The organism is Nonomuraea turkmeniaca (assembly GCF_005889735.1).
Taxonomy (GTDB): Bacteria; Actinomycetota; Actinomycetes; order Streptosporangiales; family Streptosporangiaceae; genus Nonomuraea; species Nonomuraea turkmeniaca.
The window spans coordinates 1-20,060 of record NZ_VCKY01000197.1; the positions used below are offsets into that span (position 1 = coordinate 1).

General features: G+C 67.1%; 22 protein-coding genes and 4 pseudogenes. 12 read left to right on the top strand and 14 right to left on the bottom strand.

Annotation, left to right across the window (positions count from 1 at the left end; all coding sequences use genetic code 11):
- Positions 1-771: GTP-binding protein (locus tag ETD86_RS40075; protein ID WP_246148987.1), on the bottom strand; the 771-nt coding region annotated here is incomplete at its 3' end.
- A gap of 85 nt (positions 772-856) precedes the next feature.
- Between ETD86_RS40075 and rpmG the strand changes: the two genes are divergently transcribed.
- From rpmG to ETD86_RS40105, 6 genes and pseudogenes are all read left to right on the top strand, one after another.
- Complete coding sequence (gene rpmG, locus ETD86_RS40080; RefSeq protein ID WP_138671857.1) at positions 857-1,021, top strand: 50S ribosomal protein L33; 165 nt, start codon at positions 857-859, stop codon at positions 1,019-1,021.
- Positions 1,018-1,263, top strand: a complete 246-nt coding sequence (locus ETD86_RS40085) for a type B 50S ribosomal protein L31 (protein ID WP_138671858.1) — start codon at positions 1,018-1,020, stop codon at positions 1,261-1,263. Before rpmG ends, ETD86_RS40085 begins: the two co-directional genes overlap by 4 nt.
- The gene (rpmB, locus tag ETD86_RS40090) at positions 1,263-1,499 is read left to right on the top strand and encodes a 50S ribosomal protein L28 (protein ID WP_138671859.1); all 237 of its coding nucleotides are present in this window, start codon (positions 1,263-1,265) and stop codon (positions 1,497-1,499) included. Before ETD86_RS40085 ends, rpmB begins: the two co-directional genes overlap by 1 nt.
- Positions 1,499-1,798 (top strand): 30S ribosomal protein S14, encoded by a 300-nt coding sequence (gene rpsN / locus ETD86_RS40095; RefSeq protein ID WP_138671860.1) that lies wholly within the window; start codon positions 1,499-1,501, stop codon positions 1,796-1,798. Before rpmB ends, rpsN begins: the two co-directional genes overlap by 1 nt.
- Positions 1,799-1,800: 2 nt before the next feature.
- Positions 1,801-1,968, top strand: a complete 168-nt coding sequence (gene rpmF, locus ETD86_RS40100; RefSeq protein WP_138671861.1) for a 50S ribosomal protein L32 — start codon at positions 1,801-1,803, stop codon at positions 1,966-1,968.
- A 215-nt stretch (positions 1,969-2,183) separates the two neighbouring features.
- A pseudogene (locus ETD86_RS40105) lies at positions 2,184-2,774 on the top strand (VOC family protein); the annotation flags it as partial.
- Positions 2,775-2,960: 186 nt separating this feature from the next.
- On the opposite strand, the gene ETD86_RS59385 reads toward ETD86_RS40105, so the two are convergent.
- Positions 2,961-3,092 (bottom strand): hypothetical protein, encoded by a 132-nt coding sequence (locus ETD86_RS59385; protein WP_281287032.1) that lies wholly within the window; start codon positions 3,090-3,092, stop codon positions 2,961-2,963.
- Between the two features lie 212 nt (positions 3,093-3,304).
- On the opposite strand from ETD86_RS59385, the gene ETD86_RS40110 reads away from it, so the two are divergent.
- Complete coding sequence (locus tag ETD86_RS40110; RefSeq protein ID WP_211370622.1) at positions 3,305-3,571, top strand: nucleoside/nucleotide kinase family protein; 267 nt, start codon at positions 3,305-3,307, stop codon at positions 3,569-3,571.
- Positions 3,572-4,025: 454 nt separating this feature from the next.
- Here ETD86_RS40110 and ETD86_RS40115 read toward each other — a convergent pair whose 3' ends face one another.
- Positions 4,026-4,670, bottom strand: a complete 645-nt coding sequence (locus tag ETD86_RS40115) for a TetR/AcrR family transcriptional regulator (protein WP_138671863.1) — start codon at positions 4,668-4,670, stop codon at positions 4,026-4,028.
- A gap of 59 nt (positions 4,671-4,729) precedes the next feature.
- On the opposite strand from ETD86_RS40115, the gene ETD86_RS40120 reads away from it, so the two are divergent.
- The 4 genes from ETD86_RS40120 to ETD86_RS40135 all read left to right on the top strand — a co-directional run bounded on the left by ETD86_RS40120 (position 4,730) and on the right by ETD86_RS40135 (position 7,006).
- Positions 4,730-5,023, top strand: coding sequence for a hypothetical protein (locus ETD86_RS40120; protein WP_138671864.1), 294 nt, complete (start codon positions 4,730-4,732; stop codon positions 5,021-5,023).
- Entirely contained in the window at positions 5,023-5,886 is an 864-nt protein-coding gene (locus tag ETD86_RS40125; RefSeq protein WP_138671865.1) for a class I SAM-dependent methyltransferase, read from the top strand. Before ETD86_RS40120 ends, ETD86_RS40125 begins: the two co-directional genes overlap by 1 nt.
- 190 nt (positions 5,887-6,076) lie before the next feature.
- Positions 6,077-6,607, top strand: a complete 531-nt coding sequence (locus tag ETD86_RS40130) for an LGFP repeat-containing protein (RefSeq protein WP_170223506.1) — start codon at positions 6,077-6,079, stop codon at positions 6,605-6,607.
- 204 nt (positions 6,608-6,811) lie between these two features.
- The gene (locus tag ETD86_RS40135) at positions 6,812-7,006 is read left to right on the top strand and encodes a hypothetical protein (protein ID WP_138671867.1); all 195 of its coding nucleotides are present in this window, start codon (positions 6,812-6,814) and stop codon (positions 7,004-7,006) included.
- A 171-nt stretch (positions 7,007-7,177) separates the two neighbouring features.
- On the opposite strand, the gene ETD86_RS58650 is transcribed toward ETD86_RS40135, so the two are convergent.
- The 9 genes and pseudogenes from ETD86_RS58650 to ETD86_RS40175 all read right to left on the bottom strand — a co-directional run bounded on the left by ETD86_RS58650 (position 7,178) and on the right by ETD86_RS40175 (position 12,158).
- Complete coding sequence (locus ETD86_RS58650; RefSeq protein WP_246148989.1) at positions 7,178-7,510, bottom strand: Rossmann-fold NAD(P)-binding domain-containing protein; 333 nt, start codon at positions 7,508-7,510, stop codon at positions 7,178-7,180.
- 25 nt (positions 7,511-7,535) lie between these two features.
- A pseudogene (locus ETD86_RS60350) lies at positions 7,536-7,847 on the bottom strand (SDR family oxidoreductase); the annotation flags it as partial.
- Positions 7,823-8,095 carry an NAD-dependent epimerase/dehydratase family protein gene (locus ETD86_RS60355; protein WP_138671868.1) on the bottom strand — a complete coding sequence of 91 codons (273 nt, stop codon included), beginning with the start codon at positions 8,093-8,095 and terminating at the stop codon, positions 7,823-7,825. The gene ETD86_RS60355 and the pseudogene ETD86_RS60350, both read right to left, overlap by 25 nt.
- 7 nt (positions 8,096-8,102) lie before the next feature.
- Positions 8,103-8,231: a hypothetical protein gene (locus ETD86_RS59390; RefSeq protein ID WP_281287033.1), complete on the bottom strand. Its 129-nt coding sequence runs from the start codon at positions 8,229-8,231 to the stop codon at positions 8,103-8,105.
- 50 nt (positions 8,232-8,281) lie between these two features.
- Positions 8,282-9,172, bottom strand: a pseudogene (locus tag ETD86_RS40150) (IS5 family transposase); the annotation flags it as partial.
- Positions 9,173-9,245: 73 nt separating this feature from the next.
- Complete coding sequence (locus ETD86_RS40155) at positions 9,246-10,031, bottom strand: alpha/beta fold hydrolase (RefSeq protein WP_138671869.1); 786 nt, start codon at positions 10,029-10,031, stop codon at positions 9,246-9,248.
- Between the two features lie 381 nt (positions 10,032-10,412).
- A pseudogene (locus tag ETD86_RS40160) lies at positions 10,413-10,973 on the bottom strand (IS3 family transposase); the annotation flags it as partial.
- 272 nt (positions 10,974-11,245) lie between these two features.
- A complete protein-coding gene (locus ETD86_RS40170; protein WP_138671871.1) occupies positions 11,246-11,686 on the bottom strand; it encodes a hypothetical protein in 441 nt (146 codons plus the stop codon).
- Between the two features lie 232 nt (positions 11,687-11,918).
- Positions 11,919-12,158, bottom strand: a complete 240-nt coding sequence (locus ETD86_RS40175; protein ID WP_138671872.1) for a transposase — start codon at positions 12,156-12,158, stop codon at positions 11,919-11,921.
- A gap of 304 nt (positions 12,159-12,462) precedes the next feature.
- Between ETD86_RS40175 and ETD86_RS40180 the strand changes: the two genes are divergently transcribed.
- Positions 12,463-13,413: an NADPH:quinone reductase gene (locus ETD86_RS40180; protein ID WP_211370623.1), complete on the top strand. Its 951-nt coding sequence runs from the start codon at positions 12,463-12,465 to the stop codon at positions 13,411-13,413.
- Between the two features lie 60 nt (positions 13,414-13,473).
- On the opposite strand, the gene ETD86_RS40185 is transcribed toward ETD86_RS40180, so the two are convergent.
- Both ETD86_RS40185 and ETD86_RS40190 read right to left on the bottom strand, forming a co-directional pair.
- Positions 13,474-14,148 carry a hypothetical protein gene (locus ETD86_RS40185; protein WP_138671873.1) on the bottom strand — a complete coding sequence of 225 codons (675 nt, stop codon included), beginning with the start codon at positions 14,146-14,148 and terminating at the stop codon, positions 13,474-13,476.
- Positions 14,149-14,271: 123 nt separating this feature from the next.
- The gene (locus tag ETD86_RS40190; RefSeq protein WP_138671874.1) at positions 14,272-19,770 is read right to left on the bottom strand and encodes a LamG-like jellyroll fold domain-containing protein; all 5,499 of its coding nucleotides are present in this window, start codon (positions 19,768-19,770) and stop codon (positions 14,272-14,274) included.
- Positions 19,771-20,060: the final 290 nt, after the last annotated feature.

Sequence of the window (20,060 nt, forward strand, 5' to 3'; positions counted from 1 at the left end):
CAGCGCGTCGACGGCGTCGAAGAGCCGGGCGGGGTGCAGGGGACGGCGGGTGCGCCAGACGGCGGTGACGATCTCGTCGGTCTCGGCCTCGCAGGGAAGCTGAGCCGTGGCCGGGTCCACGCGTTCGGCCAGTTCCCCGGTGCACACTGCGGCGCCGGTAACCGGGGGCAGGGAGTCGATGCTGTGGATCGGGGTGACGGGGACCAGGTGGGCGAGGACCGCGCGGGACAGTTCCCGGTCCTCTTCGTCGCCGCCGTGCAGGACCAGGCCGGTGGGGTATTCGAGCTGCCGGGCCAGGACCTCGGCCAGGTAGCGCTGGTCGCCGGCGGCCGCGGGTTTGCCGACCTCGCTGAGACGTTCGCCGCGGGTGATGTCGTCGGGCATGGCCTCGGCGTCCAGGGCGGTGAGTACGGCGGTGAGCCGCAGTAGGTCGTGCGCTTCGTCACAGTCGATGACCTCGGCCACCGATCGCGGCTCGACGGAGTCCCACAGGTCCACGATCAGCAGCTCCGCGTTGGGCGCCAGCATGACGAGCTGAGGAATGAGGTCTTCGCGCACGGTGCAGGTAACGCAGCCGTGCGCGAGCCGCACGTCGGCGTTGTCGAGGACACCTGTCACGTCGTGGACGCTGCGGCGAACGCGCCCCTGGGCGACCTCGCTCAGGTCGTGGTGAATGGCGACCGATCCAGGGTGCTCGGTCAGCAGCCGCTCGACGGTGGCCGCGCGAGCCATGCCGTGCAGGCCCGCGACGAGAACGACGGGGGTGGGCACTCAGCCTCCAGGTGTGCGGGCGTGTAAGGCGATGAAAACCGTTATCGTTAGCATGGCACAGGTACGCCAGAAGAAAGGAACCGCCTTGGCGAGAAACGAGGTGCGACCCGTGATCAAGCTGCGATCGACGGCCGGCACCGGCTACACCTACGTGACCAGAAAGAACCGCAGGAACGACCCCGACCGGCTCACGCTTCGCAAGTACGACCCGACCATCCGCCGGCACGTGCTGTTCCGGGAGGAGCGATGAAGAAGGGCATCCACCCCGACTACCGCCCGGTCGTCTTCCGCGACCCCGGTGCGGACTTCGCCTTCCTCACCCGCTCCACTATGACGAGCGACAAGACGATCGTGTGGACCGACGGCAACACCTACCCGGTGGTGGACGTCGACGTGTCCTCGGCAAGTCACCCGTTCTACACCGGCCGCAGCCGCGTTCTGGACACCGCGGGCCGCGTCGAGCGGTTCAACCAGCGTTACGGAAGGACCTGATGTCCGCGCACTGCCAGCTCACCGGCGTCAAGCCGGTCTTCGGCAACAACGTCTCCCACTCCCACCGGCGCACCCGCCGGCGGTGGAACCCCAACATCCAGCGCCGCCGCTACTGGCTGCCCAGCGAGGACCGCTTCGTGCAGCTCACGGTCAGCGCCCGCGCGATCAAGACCATCGACAAGATCGGCATCGAGCAGGCCGTCGCCCGGATCCGGGCCCGAGGAGAGAAGATCTGATGGCCAAGAAAAGCAAGATCGCGGCCAATGAGCGGCGCAAGGTCGTGGTGCAGCGCTACGCGGCGCGGCGGGCCGAGCTGAAGGAGCTCATCCGCACCGGCACGTCGCAGGAACGCGCCGACGCCGCACGCGAGCTGGCCCGCCAGCCCCGTGACGCCAGCGCCACCCGCGTCCGCAACCGCGACTCCGTCGACGGCCGGCCGCGCGGGCACCTGACCAAGTTCGGGCTGTCGCGCGTTCGCTTCCGTGAGATGGCGCACCGCGGCGAGCTGCCCGGCATCACGAAGGCGAGCTGGTAGCCGTGGCCGTACCCAAACGCAGGACTTCGCGCAGCAACACCCGCCACCGCCGTAGCCAGTGGAAGGCCGCCGCCCCCGACCTAGTGCCGATCACCGTGAACGGACGACAGCTGCTCGTGCCCCGCCGTCTCGTCCGCGCCTACCAGCGGGGACTGATCACGATCGAATGAGGCAAACCGGTCACCGGGCCACCTCCCGTGCATGGGACCATCCGGGCGCGGCAGCATGGTGGGGGCACCCCGGTGGCCGAGCCACCGACCACGGCGACCCAGGCCTGCACCGCCTCGAGCTCCTGCCACCAAGGCGACAATGGCAATCATCGTGATATAGGAGGCGGTATGGAAATCGACCATGTCGTACCGCGCGGACCCGGGAACAGGCAGAACGGGTGTTGAGTGAACACGGGCTTGGAATCGCGCGGGGACGGGTGATACCGGGCTTCGGGTTGTCGAATCTGGTTGTGCCGCTGGGGCGGTCGTTTCTTGAGATCACTTACCCGAACGGCGAAGACCCCAACCCGGCCCTGCCGCCGGTCGCGGCCGTTCAGCAAAAGGCCCTCGGCAGAGCTTCAGAGCCGTTGGTCCCGGTTGCTTGGCTGGTCGGTTTCGAAAACGCAGCCACGCTGCATCGGCTGGCCAACCGGAATGACCTGGCGGTCTCCGAGGTGCCGGCGGAAGGGGCCGGATATCCCGGCTATACGTTGGCGGGTTTCGGGCCGAACTTGGTCCGGCCATGGCTGCCTACGCTCATCCACTGGCCGGTGCCGCACGAGGAAAAACCGGGTGCGCTGACCGCACCGCACACCCGTCGCCCCACCGGCATCCTCCATCTGGACATAGCGGGGCGGGAGGAGGACATCGAGCGGTGGTGTGGGGAGTTGCCTGAGGGTGTGCGTCTTGTGAACGGCGACGCGGGCCCGCTGCGAGTCAGCGTCGGATTCCATGACGGCCCACCTATCACGTTGGGCATCCTCTAATCACAACGCTGCCCCAAGACGTCTTCTCGGAAGCTCGATTCGTCCTCGACACCCAAGGCAGCGCCGGGGTGGAGCAGGCGGAAACGAAGGCTCAGCACCCGCCTGCGGTCGCGACACCCCTATCGTGTAGTGGTCACGGGAGAATCGGCCAGGACACGTTCGAGGGCGTAGATCCCACCGACGCGCTCATCGGTCTTGTCTACGGTGGAAGGCACCGGAGCGGGTACGGATGTCGATGAGGGTGTCGTCGAGTAGAGCGTCCAGGACCTGGTGTCGCCGGGCGAGGTGCGCGGCGAGTTGGTCGCGGATCTCGGTCAAGGTGGTGTCGATATGCTCGCCGACCGCAGGTCTAGCGGGGCGGGCACTGGGCGGGGACGCTGCGGGAGTCGGAGGAAATCTTGAGTGACTCTCAGTAGTCAATCATGTCAGACAAGTAAGGTCGGCGCGTACTTGCCTTACTAGCATTCAGGGTCTTCAGGCATGTCAACCATGTCAGTGCGCTGCCTCGGCACTACCGGCCTGAGCGGGCGGTGGCCCGCCGACGGGTGGTGTGCAGTATCGACCCGCTGACCCAGTTGGATCATTCGGCCGCCAAGGCGCCGTTGGCCGCGGACTCGGTGCTGATTTTGGACGGGGTGTTCGCGTTCCGGCCCGAGATCGACAAATACTGGGATTTCAGGATCTGGCTGGACGTGGACGCCGAGCTGTCGGTGCGGCGTGGGGCCGCCCGCGATCAGGATTGGGCTGGGTCCGAGGCCGAGTCGATCCACCGGAACCTGGAAGCACATCTACCTTGACGAGGCCGATCCCTGGGACGTATGGACGCCGTCATCGACAACTCGACATTCGGCCATCCCTGCCTGGTCTCGCTACCCGCTGAGATGGCATTCCCCTACAGAGGATGTGTTCAGGCGGGCGGGCGGGATCTGCGCCACCCGCTCCAGATCGGCGTGCCCGTAACTCCGCTGAATGAGGCGGTGAACGTCCCGCTGTTGCCGGTCAAAGGGTGGCGTCCGCTGTTCGGCCCGCGCCTGGTGATGGATCCCGTCCGCGCGGTGGCCAGGGCGTCCGTGCTCGGTGTGGAAGTGCTGGTTCCGGTGCACGACGCCCACGGACGCGATCCGCTGTCGGCGACTCCGCCGAGCTGGTGCGTATCTTTCGTGCGGAAATCCGCGAGCGATGTCGGGAGCGGGACAGCCACGCAACTTCCACCTCGCTGCTGTGTCAGCCGCTTGAGTGGCTTGAGAGCCTTCAGGTTGAGCTGTCGAGGATCGCGGCGGCCACGGTGTCGACATACCAGCGCTGGTATCGCTCTGGCGGCCAACCGCGTTGCCGTACGAGCCAGTCGTAGTTGTGGACGTCCATGGCCAGCCAGAGGACGTCGGCGGCGCTGTCGATGTCGTGGTCGGACCGTAGGCGGCCGGTGGCGGCGAGGTCGGCGGCGAGCATTTCCATGCCGCGTCGGCGGTCTTGAAGGTTCTTGTGCCAGATGGCGGCGGCGTCGGGGTCGGCGGTCGCCGCGCCGGCCAGTGCGAGCATCACCTCTGCTTGGCGGGTGTGGGTCTCGGTGAGGTGGCGGGCGTAGCGGGCGAGCTTGGCGCGGGGGTCGGCCAGGGCGCGGATCTCGGCGACGAAGGGCCGGTCGGGCAGGCTGCGTGGGTCGTCGTCGCCCGCGATGGTGACGTCGATCAGCTCGGACAGTAGCTGGCGCTTGCTGCCGAACACCGCATAAACGGTTTGGATCGCGACCCCGGCTTCGGCGGCGACGGCCGTCAGCGGCGTGGCGGCGTAGCCGGGGTCGACGAACAGCTTGCCCGCGGCCTCCAGAATCGCCTGGCGGGTCTGGCGGGCCTGATCCTGCCTGCGCGCTGACTGATATCGCCTCTTGACAGCCATACCTTGAGTGTAGTGCTCTATTAGATAGAGTTTCGCTCTATCAAAAAGGAGTGGGTGCGGTGCCGTTCGGAGTGCTCCAGGAGATGCCCGACGTCAGCGAGGAGGAGTACCGGCAGGTGGAGAAGCACCTGGGCCCGGATCGTCCCCCCGGTCTGCTCGCCCACGTCGCCGGCCCGGCCGAAGGCGGTTGGCGGATCATCAATATCTGGGAGAGCGAGGAGGCGTTCCGCCGGTTCCAGTCGGAGCGGCTGATCCGCGCGGCCGGCCTGGCCGCCCAGGACGAGGGCTTCGATCCCGGCAAGGCCGCCGCGTTCCGTTCTGTGACCGTCGACGGCACCGAGATGCCGTTCTGATGCCCGACACTGACACCCTGCGAGCCCGCAACCACGCGTTCTGGACACAGGCCGCGCCCGGTTGGATCCGTCATGCCGACCGACAGGACGAGGCCGGCCAGCCCTTGGGCGCGGCGGCGATGGACTGGCTGCGGCCCAAGCCCGGCGAGCGGATCCTCGACGTGGGCTGCGGCTGTGGCGGCACCACGGCCGAGTTGGCGGCGGCGGCCGGGCCGGACGGTGAAACGGTCGGGGTGGACCTGGCCGAGCCGATGGTGACCGCCGCCAGGCAGCGGTTCCCCCGCGACCGTCACCCCGGCCTGCGGTTCGTCACAGCAGACATCGAGACAGTAGAGGCCGTGACGGGCGCGCCGTTCGACGCGGTGTTCTCCCGCATGGCGCTGATGCTGCTGGCCGACCCGGTTGCGGGGTGCACGACGATCCGGCGTTCGCTACGCCGGGGAGGCCGCCTGGCCGCGACCGTGTTCCGTGACGGGGCCGCCAACCCGTGGCTGGCCGCGGCCACGCTCGGCGCCGCATCCCATGTCGGGCCGCTGCCGCCGCTGCCAATGGGCGATGAACCGGGCCCGTTCGCGTTCGCCGACCCGGGCAGGGTGAAGCGCATCCTGACCACCGCCGGCTTCGACGCCATCATGGTCCAGCCACACGACGTCACCCTGAACGCCCCCGACGAAGGCGAGGTGGTGGCCGAGTGGCTCATCGAGATGGGCCCGGCCGGCGCAGCCTACCGCGCCAGCGCGCCACCGAGCCGGGCCGCAGCCCGCGCGGCGGCCGCCCGGCTCTTTGAACGGTTCCGCGAGCCCGGCGCCGGCTACCGATTCCCCGCCGGGATTTGGCTGGTCACCGCCGGAGCCGCACCATGATCGCGGGTGCCCGGACGACAGTGCGCTGCTGCGGTCGTGTCGATCACGGGGTGCCGCACACTTGGCGCGCCCCGAAGAAGACTCACCACACCACCAGAATCGAGATGATCGCATCATGGCAAGTGCTGGCACCAGCCGTACATCCGCAGCAGTGACCCTATGCCGCCTGCTATCGGTCAGCACCCCGCTCGTGCTGGCCGCAACGTTGTGCGCCGGACTCCCCGCCCATGCCGGCACCGCAACGGCGACCACCGGGGCGGCCGTGACGAGCGCCTGCCGTATTCAGCCCTACGGCCTGATCGGCGGGCGGTGGAGCGAACTCGGTGGCGAGAACAGCGCGCTGGGCTGCCCGCGCACCTCCGAGGTGGACGTTTACCTGGACGGCGTCTGGGCCGGACGCCGGCAGAACTTCCTTCGCGGGCAGATGGTCTGGTCACCCCGGCAAGGGCCCAAGATGGTGGTGTCGGCCTGGTCGATCGGCGGATACGCCTACGTCGACTGGCGTACGACCGCCCCCCGCTCCTACGACCGCTTCCTCGTCCGCTGGACCAGCGCCGCGGACAGAGCCGGAACCCAGCGAGACGTCGGCGGAGGCACCAGCGGCCGGATGCGGGTCCGCGTGATGACCACCAGCGGCTACCGGTTCATCGTCGAAGGCTGCGACGACGGAACCTTCAGCTCCAGTTGCAAGCAGGGCTGGACCCTCTCGGTGACCGCCTGATGGCGATGATCTCCAGGATCGCCCTGCTGGCCATCGCGCTCGTCGTCTCCTCCGGCTGCGGCCAGCCGGGAGCCGGCCCACGCGCACCGAGCCCACCACCCGGGGACGGCCAGAGCGCGACCGGCACCCGCCCACGACTCCTGCGGCAAGACCGCCGACAAGGTCAAGCAGCGTGCGCGGCAGCCCGAAATCGAAGCGGTTACCATGCAGGGCCAGTGCACGCTGGTGTCGATCGAGACCAGCCTCGGCGACGGCGAGTCAAGCACAGCGCAGAAGATCTGCGACTCAGCAGCCGAGGTGGCCTACTCCGGCGACACCAACTCCATCAGTGTGCAGGGCAAATCCGGCAAGGAGCTCTCCGTGGGCATCGCCGGCGCCAAGTGCCTGGCACAGCCGTGAATCGCTCCACGCTCTGGTGGAGGCGCTGGCCGGCCTCAGGCAAGACGAGCTTGGAGCCCGAGCTGGCTACCGGGCCGGTGTTCCTGGCCGACCGGCGCGCCTTCACCCGGCGGCCCGCGCCGTCGAGAACGTTGAGTGCCCTGCTCCAGGCCGGGGAGCAGGTGAGCGGTGTCAGCGGAAGGCGGCGGCGTGCTCTGCAGCCCACTGCGCGAACGTGCGTGCCGGCTGTCCCAGCAGGTGGCCGACGGTAGCCCCGAGCGGAGCAGGCACCTGCACGAACTCCGACCGGACGTAGAGCTCAAGATCGATATCCTCGGCCGACCATCCCCATGATCCCCATAGCTCGTGGGTCTCGCGGTCGTTCAGCTCCTGGAATCTGAGGGGCCGGCCGATCGCCTCCCCGATCAGTCGTGCCTGCTCGACCTGGGTGAGCGCCTCGGGGCCTGAGATGGTGTAGGTGGCGCCCCGACACCGCCACAGCGGCGACATCGGCGGGGTGGACATGCGGGTAGCAGAAGCGGCCGTGGGGAGCGCGGACCACCGAGGCGGCGCGCACATCGGGAGCCCACAGCAGCGCATTCGACATCAGTCCGTACGGCCGCAGGCACGTCCACTCCAGCCGGGAGGCGGCCACTGCCCGCTCGACGGCGAGGTGATGCCCGTCGCCGTGGCCCGCCGAGCCGCAGGAGAGCGCGACGATGCGGCGTACGCCCGCCGCTGCCGCCAGATCGACGATCTCCGCCACGGTCTCGGGCACTGGGAACAGAAACACCAGCTTGACCCCGTCCAGGGCGGGCGCCACGGTCTTCGGACGGGTCAGATCGCCTTCGACCACCTCCACCAGGTCGGGTGGCGACGCGATCTGGATGGTGTCACGCGCCTGCCGCGCGGATCTGGGGAGGCCGGTCGGGTAGGGCTGCTGGACGCCCGTGCCGCCTCGATGGGGCGGGCCGGTTCCGCACGGAGTTCCTCGCCCGTCCGGCGGGGGTGGCGGGTCAGGGCGCGCACCCCCGGGATGTGGTGGGCCAGCAGTTCCTTCACGACATGGCGGCCGATGTTCCCGCGCGCGCCGGTCACCAGGACGGTCACGGCGGTCTCACCGGAAGTCGACGGCCCACTGGGCGAAGGTGCGCCCGGGGCGGCCGGTCACCTTCTGCACATCCGGCGAGATCGGCACCTCGGCGTTGTTCAGGGAGTCGCCCAGCTGCAGGAACCACTCGATCACCTCGGGCGGGTAGGTGTCCCTCCACTCCTCGCGGGCCTGTTCCGGGGTCAGGCCTTCAGCTTGTTGATCAGTCGCTCGACGGTATTCCTCTCCTTGTAAAGGTCGGTGTCGCGACTGACGGGCCGGCCGCCCCTGCTTCCCTTCTTCTTCCGGTTGATAGCCTGGTCCTTCTTCTCCGGGATGACCGCCTTGATTCGACGTCTGCGCAGGTGGACGCGGTTGCCGCGGGACGAGTACGCCTTGTCCCCTGCGACCGCGTCCGGCCGGGTGCGGGGGCGGCCGACGGGACCGCGGACCCGTATCTTCCCCAGCACGGGGATGAACTGCGTGCTGTCCGCGGCCTGGCCCGCGGACAGCACGAACGCCAGCGGGCGGCATTTGCGGTCGGCGGCGAGGTGGACCTTGCTGGCCTGTCCGCCCCGGGAGCGTCCGAGCAGTGCGGCCTTCAGTCGGAGTTTGCACCGGCGCCGTATGCGTCGTTGCTCTTCCCGCTCGGGACCGGTTTCGACGCCCTGCCCGTTTCGTTTCTTCGAGGCTGCCCCCTTTGACCCGGCTTCCTTCTCTGCGGCAGCCTTCTCCAGAGCAGTGAGGACGCCTTCGCCCAAGTGCATCCCGGCAGCGTCGTGGTGAGCGCGCGCGGTGGTGGAGTCGACGCTGACCAGGGACAGGTCCACCTCACCCCGCTTCGCGGCCTCCGCGATCAGGCGCTCCAAGAGGGCCTTGAAGACGCCGGCGTCACGCCATTGCCGGAAGCGGTTGTGAACGGTCGGCCAGGCACCGAACTCCTTGGGCATCTCCCGCCACTGCCCACCGGTCCGGAATCGCCATATCACGCCCTCGAACTGCTGCCGCAGCCGCTCGGGGTACGGGCCGTATCTGGCGATCGGCAGATACGGCCCGATGAACTCCCACTCCACGTCAGTCAGTTGCGCGCGCGTCATCCAAGATGGCGTACCGGATCAATCCCTCTCACAAGGGCCGGTCCCACAGATTGATCATGATTCGGTACACGCCCTAACGGGCGAGGAACGGATCCAGTACCGCGCTGAGTTCGGCAGGCGCGTCCACTGCGATGAGGTGGGCGGCGGTGGCGACCTCGACCAGGGTGGCGTCGGGGATCTCAGCGGCGTAGCGGCGGGCGATGTTCTGGAAGTCGGTGACGTCGAGCTTGCCGACGCCCACCAGTGTGGGGACGGAGATGGCGGCGAGGTCGCCGGTTGCGGGACCTTGGGAGTGTTGCCCCACGATGGCCTGGTTCACCAGCGATGTCCGCAGGGGGCCACGGAGTTTGTCGGCCAGTCCGTCGGCCACGTCATCCCAACTGCGAGCGGGTCCGCGCAGCCACATGTCAAGGTTGATACGTACGGCGGCGTCCAGGTCGCCCGCCTCCAGAGCCGCCGTCTCGGCCTCGTCGTAAGCGATCATGTCCGCGGACCAGTGGTATCGCGGCCAGGGCGCGGCGAGCATCGCCAGCGAGTGCACCCGGTCCGGGTAGGTGAGCGTGAAGTCCAGGGCCACGCGGCCACCCCAGGACGCGCCCACGAGCCGGACACGTTCGTGGCCGAGGTGGTCCAGGAGGCGGCGCAGGTCGTCGGTCTCGAGGAACGGGCCGGTCGGGGGTGCGGACTCGCCGAAGCCACGCAGGTCGTACCGGATCACGGTGTGCCGTTCTGCGAGAGCGGGCACGACCGCGTCCCACATACGGTGATCGGCAACACCAGCGTGCACGAGCACGACGGGCGAGCCGTCACCGGCTATGTCGTAGGAAAGATGTCCGAGGTCATCGTCGAGTATAAGCATGTGCGGATGATCGCAGGAGCACAGCATATGGGCCAAAACGAGACGCGTATCGAGTCCTGATCAGTCTGTGGGATCGGCCCTAGTAAGAGAGCTTGATCCCCACCCGGATCACCCAATGATCGCGACTCAATACGCGCCCTAGCGGGCTGCTTCGCGAAAGTGAGAATTGACATAGGGAAGGCCCAGGCCTTGCACGTCGAGCGCTCTCGTACCGTCCACCTCGCTGGTACGAGCGTTGACCGCGATGATTTGGAGCTGCCAGCGCGTCGTACCACATCGGCATCGCAGGCTGAGATCCACGGCGTCCGCGCGCTTCCGACGCTCCGGCCAATTGCCGCCATGTCCTTATAGGGCCGACTAACGTCAATGCGGCTACGGAACTCACAGGTGTGACCGCGAAGATTGCGCATTCGTGACCAACTCGGTATTTTGGCTGGCGTCGATGGACCAGCCGATGATGCGTCGAGAGTAGGCGTCCATGACGGCGGCGCAGTACACCTTCCCTTCGCCGGTGGGATGTTCGGTGATGTCGGTCAGCCACAGCCGATCGGGCGCCTGGACGTCGAACCGCCGCTGCACCAGGTCCTCCTCGGTGGCCTGGTTGACCAGGTTGCGGCGGCCCTTGCGTCGATAGATGCCCTGCAGGCCGGCCGCGCGCATGAGCCGCTCGACGCGCTTGCGGTTGACCGTCTCGCCCAGCCCCAGCCGCAGTTCGGCATGGACGCGCGGCGATCCATAACTACCGCGCGACTCGGCGTGGATCTCGTGGATCATTTTGGTGAGTTCTTTGTTACGCAATTCCCGCGGTGGCTCGGGCCGGCCGAGCCAGTCGTAATATCCCGATGTGGACACTTCGAGGACTCGGCAGGCCACCGCGACCGGGATATGGTCGTCGGCGAGTTCACGGACCAGCGAGTAGATTACTTTGGGAGGACGTTCTCGCGGGCGAAATAGGCCGCCGCCCGCTTGAGGATGTCGTTCTCCATCTCCAGCTGCTTATTGCGGCGGCGCAGCTCGGCGAGTTCCTTCTTTTCCGCACTGGTCAGCCGGTTCCCAGTGCCGGCGTTTTCATCGGCGTCGGCCTGGTTGAGCCAGTTCTGCAGGCATGACCGGCTGATGCCCAGGTCTTTGGCGAGTTGGAGGAGCGGTTTGTCACCTTGGCGCGCGAGCTCGACCGTGAGGTTCCCCCCGTTGCACGGACACCTGAGGTGAGGTCACTCGGCGGTGTCTGAGGGCCGGTAGATCGCGCGAGTCTGATGCGGAAAGCCATCGGGATAGACCGATGAGTCGAGCGTCATCGTGAAGTACTGGGCGGCAGGCTCCGGCTCCCCGTTACGAACGGCACGCTCGAACTCGTCGATCTCTTCGTTATGGCGCTCGACCTCAGCCCTTTCCTTAGCGATGCGTTGCTGGTGGGCACGGTAGCGCTCATCCAGGCGACGACTACGCTCCGCCTCACGAGCGTCGTACGCAGCAAGTGCCTGCTCGTAGAGGTGTCGCTGCTCGGCCTCCTTCTGCTCATACCGGGCGTCGCCTCCGACGAGGCGCGCAAAGAATCCCGGTGGCCGTGGCGCAAACTGCGCCCAGGACGGCTTTGGACTGGGCTGGTCGAGGCCATCAGGATCGAATGGTGGAGCCACGCAGGTACGCTTCAAGGATTCGAATGTGACACGCTTCTTCTGCCCGATGCCGGATATCAACCTTGATCAGTCACGCGTAGTCGATGGGTGTTCAACCGGCTGGGTCGGGCCGATCTACGCCGTTGTCTCGATCTTGTTGTCAAGCTGCGGGCAGCCTGTCCGCCCGGCTGTCGCGTCGGGCGGCGTCGGTTCCACGGGCCGAGGTGGCTTTTTCCCGGGTTGCGGTTGGGTGGGCGGTTCGCGTTGGTCAGCCTGGCGGCGCCAGGCCCAGGGCGAAGGTGAAGCAGGCGGCCAGGGTTTCGGCCCAGGGCCAGGTCTTCGGTATCTTGATCTTCCGCTTGCGCTGGCCGCGCACGAGCCGGACGGCGGTGTGCAGCAGCCGGTAGCGCAGCATTTTGGGCTCGGCGTGGGCCAGGGTGTCGGTCAGGCAGAGCAGTCGCAGCCAGCACAGCAAGTCGATCCCGATCGCCGCAGCGACGCACCAGATCCTGCGTACTGCTGGGCGGAGGGCACCCCATCAGGCTCGCCGGAGTCGGCACTGATACGCGTACACCTTCGCATTCATCGTCTACCGTCGATGCTCGATGGATCCCGCCGTCTTCATCGGCGGCGGCTTTGGGCCGGCGAGCGTATCGAGGTCCGCTCCGCCGGCTCCGCGCCCGCCGGCCAGATCAGCTCGTGACGGTCGAGGCCATGCGCGAGATGGGTATCGACATGCCGGCGAGCAGCCCAAGGTGCTCTGTACCGCCAGATCGGTGATCCCTCCGTCCTAGAACTCGTCGAGCGGTGACGTGCCCGAACCCGGGCCCGGCGAGGTCCGCATCCGCATCCACGTCTCCGGCGTCAACCCGACCGACTGGAGGGCACGCTCCACCGTCGCGTGGCCGATGCCGTACCTCGAGGTGACCCCGCACCACGACGGCGGCGGCGTGATCGACGCGGTCGGTCCTGGCGTCGAGACGCTCGCGCCCGGCGACCGGGTGTGGGCGATGATGGCGGCGTGGGGCCACAACACCGGCACCGCCCAGGAGTTCACCGTCGTGCCCGCGTCCCGGGTGCGACCGCTGCCGGAGAACGCGTCGTTCGAGGTGGGCGCATCGCTCGGGGTGCCCGCGCTCACCGCGCACCGGGCGCTCACCGTCGCCGAGGACGGCACTCGGCGCCTGGCCCCCAAGGCGCTGGACGGCAGCACCGTGCTGGTGGCCGGCGGCGCGGGCGCGGTCGGGCACGCCGCGATCCAGCTCGCCCGCTGGGCCGGTGCCACCGTGATCAGCACGGTCAGCGGGCCGGAGAAGGCGGCGCTGGCCACCGCGGCCGGCGCGCACCACATCGTCAACTACCGCGAGGGCGACCCGGCGGCCGAAATCCGCGCGGGGGCGAAAGACGGCGTGGACGTCATCGTCGAGGTCGCCGTGGCGAAGAACATCGACCTCGATCTGGCGGTGCTCAAGAGCTACGGCACGATCGCGGTCTACGCCGACGACAGCCCCAAGGTGGAGCTGGACATCCTGCGGAACATCCAGCTCAACACCCGGTTCCAGTTCCTCGTGCTCTTCACCGACCTCGACCGGATGGCGGCCGCGGCCGACGACGTCACGGAGGCGGTGCGGGACGGCGCGATGGGAGTGGGCGCGGAGAACGGGCTGCCGATCATCCGCTTCCCGCTGGCCGAGACCGCCGCGGCGCAGACCGCCGTGCAGAACCACGCGGCGGGCAAGGTGGTCGTCGACCCCGCGGCCTGACGTCGCGAATCGAGCGGCACACCGTCTGCGAGCTGGTCGCTCGACGAATGCCCGCCAGCTTCACCCAGGCATATGCATGAATTCCGACAGGGGAATCGGTGGAATCGGCAGGGATGTGCTGAGGATGAACTGGTGGTCTGGATTATCGGGACTCACCATACTCTCCTCAAGATCGGCATGCATGAATCTTTCCAGAGCCGTGATACAGGCATATCGCCAGTGAGCCACGGTGACGGAACCCTCGGCGCCGTAGCCGATCTCCTGATCGGCCATCCTTCGCACAGGAACCGTCTCGTAATCGAAGCGTGCGCCGGCGAGGTAGGGGTCGAGGGCCGCGGTGTCATGACCGAACCGTCGGCCCGGTACGTCCGAGGGATCGAGCGCGGAGAGCAGTTGGCCGTCTGCCGCGAGTGCGAGGAGATTTTCCCATCCCGGCCACATGGGGCTAATGCCCCGGTCATGCCAGCAGGCCGTCATGACGGAGCGACCGCCGGCTGCCAGAGCGGCCAGCGTCTCAGGTTTGGCGCATCGGGTTCCGGAGCCACGTTGGCAAATGAGGATGCCTTCGCTCCACGAGGAGATCGTGACGAGCTCTGGAGGGGGATTTCTGTCGAGGCGTACCTGGTCGGCGCGGCGGAACGGTGACTCCACGCCGATGGCCCGGCGGACTGACTCGATGTCATGACCTTTGACGGCGGTGAGGCAGATGAGGTCGATCCAGGTGATGTCGAACATCGACTTGCAGATCCTTGCTGGTATTGAGGAAGCGGCGGGAAGGGGACGCGAACCCCTTCCCGCCGCGATCAGGTCACACGATGTGGTCGTGCGTTGTCATCGTGACGGGGCCTCGATCTTCACTCAGGGTCCCGTAACGGCTTCGTCGTTGGTCGTTATCATGACCCAGAACGGTGTCCCGTTGAGAATCCTGTAGCGGTTGTAGAAGAACCGCAGACTGGTTCCAGCGGATTCGTTCGCGCTGTGCAACACGTATTTCAGCGAGTAGTTGTCCGTCAGAACTCGTGTCTTGTAGACCCGGCCGGCGCCCTCCCATGTGGACCTGAACGGGTACTCATCGCACTCGTGAGCCACATAGAAGGTCAGTGTGGCGCAGACCCTGCGGCGTACGGATTGGGTTTCGTTCAGGACGTCCGCCTGCGTGGTCCTGTGCAGTGGTTTGCCCTGTGCGCTGCCACGGGGCGCCATGAAGTTGCCCGGCACGACCTTGTTGGCGTTCACCGGTGCGAGGCCTCGGGCTCCGGGGTTGTAGAACGCATCCTTGATGTGCATGGCCACTGCCCCGTGTCTGGCGGTGGTTTCGTACTGCAGAATTCTGCTCGCTTTCTGGAAGACGCAGCCACCCACATAGGTGGTGTTGTCTCGCTCCGTGTCGCAAGCGATCTGCATGGGATCGTTGAACTGGGCGAAGTCCTCGTCCGCTATCGGGGACGCGGCCTCGATGAACGGACTGATGGTGCAGGTTCCCAGATAGTCGGGACCGATGCTGCCCTTGTTTGACCGAATGGTGAAATGTGCGTACTTGTCACCTTCCCAGTCTTGCAGTGATGACTGTCTCTCGATTGCAGTGAGAGGCTGACATTGTGAGCTGGAGGGAGAGCCCGCGAGTTTGACATAGGTGCGGATCGTAGCGTTCTGCGTGTTTCCGGTCTTGCGCAGATGGTTGATCTTCATCCACACGTCGATGTCGCGGCTCTTGCGGCTCGGGTCGTCCCACGCCTCATCGTTGTTCTGACGACCTATGCGGGTGTTGATCACCGTCGATCCACGGAACTGGGCCCAGCCGACAGGGACTTTGACGTATTTCCCGCTGGCGGCATCCCACACCTTCGAGTAGTACGCGACCCCGTACCAGTGGGTGTAACACCAGGTGAAGGGGAAGGGGACGTCCTTCCATATGTAAACGCCGCCAGGCCCTCTGTCGCTCTCGCAGTCCTCCGCGGTCAGATGGCCGACGGAGAACTCCGGCGGTTCGACCGCCGCCGCCGAAGTCGCTGCTCTGCGTGCCGCCATTCCTTGTGCGGAGTCGTCGATGACGAGGTTCTGCCAGGTGGACCAGACGCCATTTGTCCCGCCGGTGGTCATCCGGGCTCGCCATCTGACCTTGTCGCCGTCCTGGAGCCGGCCCTTGGGGACACGCAGGGTCACCCGGGAATCGCCTGGCTCAGCAGCGGCTCGGCCAGACCATATGAAGCGCGTATTCACGCTCACCTGGCCCGCCTTCACGGACTTGGCCGGCCGGCGAGCGACCTCTATCTCCACCGTCTCCGCACCGTGGTGCCCGGCAGGCAACCAGACGGTCAGCCGGGGAGTCAGTGTTGTGGCGGTGGTGACCCCTTCCACCATCGGGCTGCCGTCCACTCCGAGCCTCTCGACCTGGGAGGCCGGATCGGCGGTGGCGTTCCCGCGCCGTTGCTGCGCCGCCGTGTTGGCCGCGGCACCGACGGGGGTGTTCATGTCGGTCTGGATCTCAGCGGCGGTCTGGACGCGGTTGTAGATGCGTACCTCGTCGATCGCGCCGCTGAAGAACTCCTCCTCCCAGACGTTGTTGCCGCCGAGGCGTAGCACGCCGCTGTCGTCGGCGAGGTCGCCGGTCATCGGCGTCTGGTCGATCTGGGTACCGTTCAGGTACAGGGTGATGATCGTGCCGTTATAGGTGACGGCCAGGTGACTCCATTGGTTCAGCGGCAGCGGATCGTCGCCCACCACCGACTTGGAACCGGCGGCGTTTTCCAGCCAGCCCAGGGGAACATCACCGACGGACGCATAAAGGCCGTAGGCGGCGCCGTTGGCCTTCTCCTTCATCAGCACGGTGCGCCAGCCGTCCACTGTCGCCGGCTTGACCCACGCCGAGTACGTCAGCGCGTTCTTCAACCGCAGCGATTCGGCGTGGGGCACGGTAACCCAGCTGGTGGTGCCGTTGAACGAGAGGGCCTTGCCGTGCTTGCCGGTCGTCGTCCAGGTGGTGTCGGTGGCGGCTCCGGTGTTGTTCTGCCCGGAGGAGTCGCCCACGGTCGTGCCCGTGCCTTCTTCCATGCCGTATGCGGCCACCAGGCCTGGGTTCGTCGGCGGGGCCGTGACGGTGGCCGGGACCTCGTTCGAGGATGGGCCGAGGTTACCGGCCGCGTCGGCGGCGCGGACCCGGTAGTAGTACGTCCCCGCCGCGAGGCCCGCGTCGGTGAACGTGGTGGTCGGTGACGAGCCGACCTGGTTCACGGCCGACGGGGTGAATCCCGGCGTCGTGGAGCGGTGGATCCGGTAGCCGTCCACGCCCACGTTGTCCGTCGAGGCCGTCCAGGTGAGCTGCGCGCTGCCGGTCCCGCCGGTCGCGGCGAGCGAGCCAGGTGCGGTCGGCGCCTGGGTGTCCGGCGGCGCCGTCTGGCCGATCGGGGTGGTCATGTCGGTCTGGATCTCGGTGGCGGTCTGGGCGCGGTTGTAGATGCGTACCTCGTCGATCAGGCCGCTGAAGTATTCGCGCCAGACGGTGTTGCCGCCGATGCGCAGCGGGCTGCCGTCGTCGTGGAGGCTGCCGCTCATCGCGGTCTGGTCGACCTGCTGGCCGTTGATGAACAACCGCAGGGCGGCGCCGTCGTATGTGAGCGCCAGGTGGCTCCAGCTGTTCACCGGCAACGGTGAGAGCCCCTCCGCCGTCGTCGGGGTCTCAGGAGCGGTCTGCACCCAGCCGGACGGCAGCGCACTGCCGTTGGCGGCGTACAGGGCGTAGGAGGCCCCATCGGCACTCAGTTCCTTGGTCACCACACTCTTCCACGGGGTGCCGGTCACCGTGGTCGGATTGACCCAGGCCGACAGCGTCATCCCGGTCGTCAGGCGCAGCGACGCGGCATGCGCGACCGTGACCATGCTGGAGGAGCCGTTGAACGACAGGGCCTTGCCGTACTTGCCGTTCCCCCATGTCGCACTGGCGGTCGTTCCGGTGTTGTTCCGGCCGGAGGCGTCGGTCACGCTGCTGCCCGAGCCCTCGTTCATGCCGTACGCCGCTACCAGCCCTGGGGTTGGAGGCGGAGCGGTCGTGCCAGTGGTGAACGACCAGGTGTGAGACGCCATCACGTTCCCTGCGGCATCCTTGGCCTCGGCGACCTCGACCTCATAAGCGGTCTCATCAGCGAGTTTGGAGAATGGCTTGAAGATCCACTCCTTGTCGCCGCTCGGAGCTTCCAGCACGCCCTGCACCGTGGCGCCCGCTGCGTCCTTGACGGTCACCTGAGGACCGGTCACCGCTTCGCTGAAGGTCACCTTCACCATAGTGTCTGTGGACACGTTCGCGGCATTTGGCGCCGGGACGGTCTCGGTCACGGTGGGAGGGCCGGAGTCGGGCTCGCCGCCCGTGGTGAACGACCACGAGTACGGCTCCATCACATTGCCCGACGCGTCCGTGGCTCCAGTGATGGCGACGTTGTACGTCGTTCCGGCGGTCAGAGGCGCGTTCGGCGCGAAGGTGAGCGCGAAAGTGTCCTCGTCAACAGCTGGATTTCCCGCCACCACGTCGCCTTGGGCGTTCTTCACCTCGATCGCGGCATTGCTGATCGCCTCAGTGAAGTACGCCGCTATCCGAACGTTCGTGGCAACCGCCGTCGCGTCGGCCGGCGGCGTGGTCATCCCCACTTCAGGAGCCGTCGTATCAGGCTCGGGGTTGGGATGCTCTTGGGGGAGATCGTGTGATCTCACGCGTGTGGGTACGGAACTAGGAGTCTCAGCGAGAGTCTGGAGCTGCTCATACGTCACTGAAGAGGGGGCTGGGCCGTCAGGATATGTCTGCGCCCGCATTGCCACGGCCTGCTCATACGTGGGCTGTTGGGTCAGCTCCTCTCCCTCGTAAGAATAGTAGACGGCTTCCGTTGTCGCCGGCGCTGGGGTGTATTCCACGATGAGGGTGGGCGGGTGGCGGTAGCCCGGGTAGGGGTCACCGCTGTATTCGCTGGAGTAGTACTGGCGCCAGTTGATCGACGCGGTCTCGGGGAGGGCCCGTAGCACCAGCCCGTGGTTGGGTTCGTCCTGTTCGATCCACGCGCGGGCCATGGCGTTGACCTGGTGCAGCAGCGTTTCTTCCTTGGCGCACCAGGTGCCGGGGTCCGCCTCGTAGTTGTAGCCGGCCTTATTGCCTCCTTCCATGGTGCTGGAGGCCGAGGGCTGGTTGGACCAGCTCAAGCTGCTGGTATTCCATGAAGAGGTGACCCGTGCGGCCGCGATGCCCGCTCCAAGCGGATCGCCGCACAGCTGGCCGTTGGGGCCGCCGGATTTGTAGTTCCACATCCACAGGTCCGCGTCGAGGACAGTGGCGCCTTCGAGCTCCGGGGCGTCAGTGTTGAACTTCAGATACACGCGGGCGATGTCGGCGCTGGTGGACGTAGTGCCAGCACGCAGCCAGCCGGCCGCGGCGTTGTTGCTGCTGGGATTGTTCTTGTTAACCCAGGCGTCGGTGGGTACGCCACCGCCGAACCATTCGGAGGCAGCGGCGATCGTCACCGGATAGGTGACCGCCGGGTCGGCCAGGAACTTCTCGTCCGGGGTGAACACCAGCTCCGGGGTCTCGCCGGAGGTCTCGACCCGCGCGGTGACCGGGGAGCTCCTGCCCTCGTCAGGGGAGGCCTCGACTTTGGCGTCCATGGCGGTCAGGACGACCGGGGCGGCTGCCGCCTTGCCCTTGGCGTCCTTGAGCTGCGGCAACCCTTCGGGAGTCTTGCCGAACTCGGCGCCATCAGGAAGTGTGAGCGGCAGCCGCACGGTTACCGCGCCGGCCGGCTTGTGCCGGAAGACCACTTGGAAGATGAACCCGTCGGCTTGCGCGACCACCACCAGGTCGGCGCCCGGTGCCACGGCGTCGGGGTAGGTGATCGTGCTACCGGAGATCTTCGGCTCCGGCAGCGCCTGGGGCACGTTCAGACCGCTCGTGCCCTTCTTGCCGTTCGCCGTCACCAGATGTTTGGCGCCGCGCCCGCCGAAGGTCAGCGAGGTTTTGACTCGGGCGGCCTGCAGTTTTCCATTCTGGGTGATGATGCGGGTGTCAATAGGTTCCCAGACGCCGTTAACCGGATTCTTGAGTTGCACGGGGCGGGTGTACAGCTCGGCCCGCATGTTCTTGCCGTCCGGGTTCGCCCAGACTTTCATGGTCTCGGTGAACTTCGAGGGCACCTCGACAGGTTTGCCGGACTTGGTGGCCTTATCCCAAGCGGCTCTGAGAGCGGAATCCGCAGCGGCTCCTGACGGAGCCGCCGAGGTGGAGGTCGGGGAGGGGGATGGCGCGGGACTGTGAGCAGTCGCGGGCGCGCCCATCAGTGACAGTGGCAGGGCCAGAGCCGCAGTCAAGGCGGCGCGGCGGCGCATCCGGGCGGGTAAGCCGGATGGCCATTTACGTTTGTTCACTCGTTACCTCTCGCATAAATAGCGGAAAGTCGAAGTGATCATCACATAAGGCACATCTAAAAGTAAAGATCGTTTGTGTAATCGGAAAGGGATAATCCGTAACAAAGAAAGCGACGGCGGGCCCCTGGTGCGGCGGGAAAGGGGCGGCAAGGCGTGAGGATGGCGCTCCGGCGTCGTGTGGCAGGACCCGCGCGTCCAGCTCTGGGTGAGGCCCAGGCCGGACGCTCGCTCGCTACGGCGGCGGGGTGAAG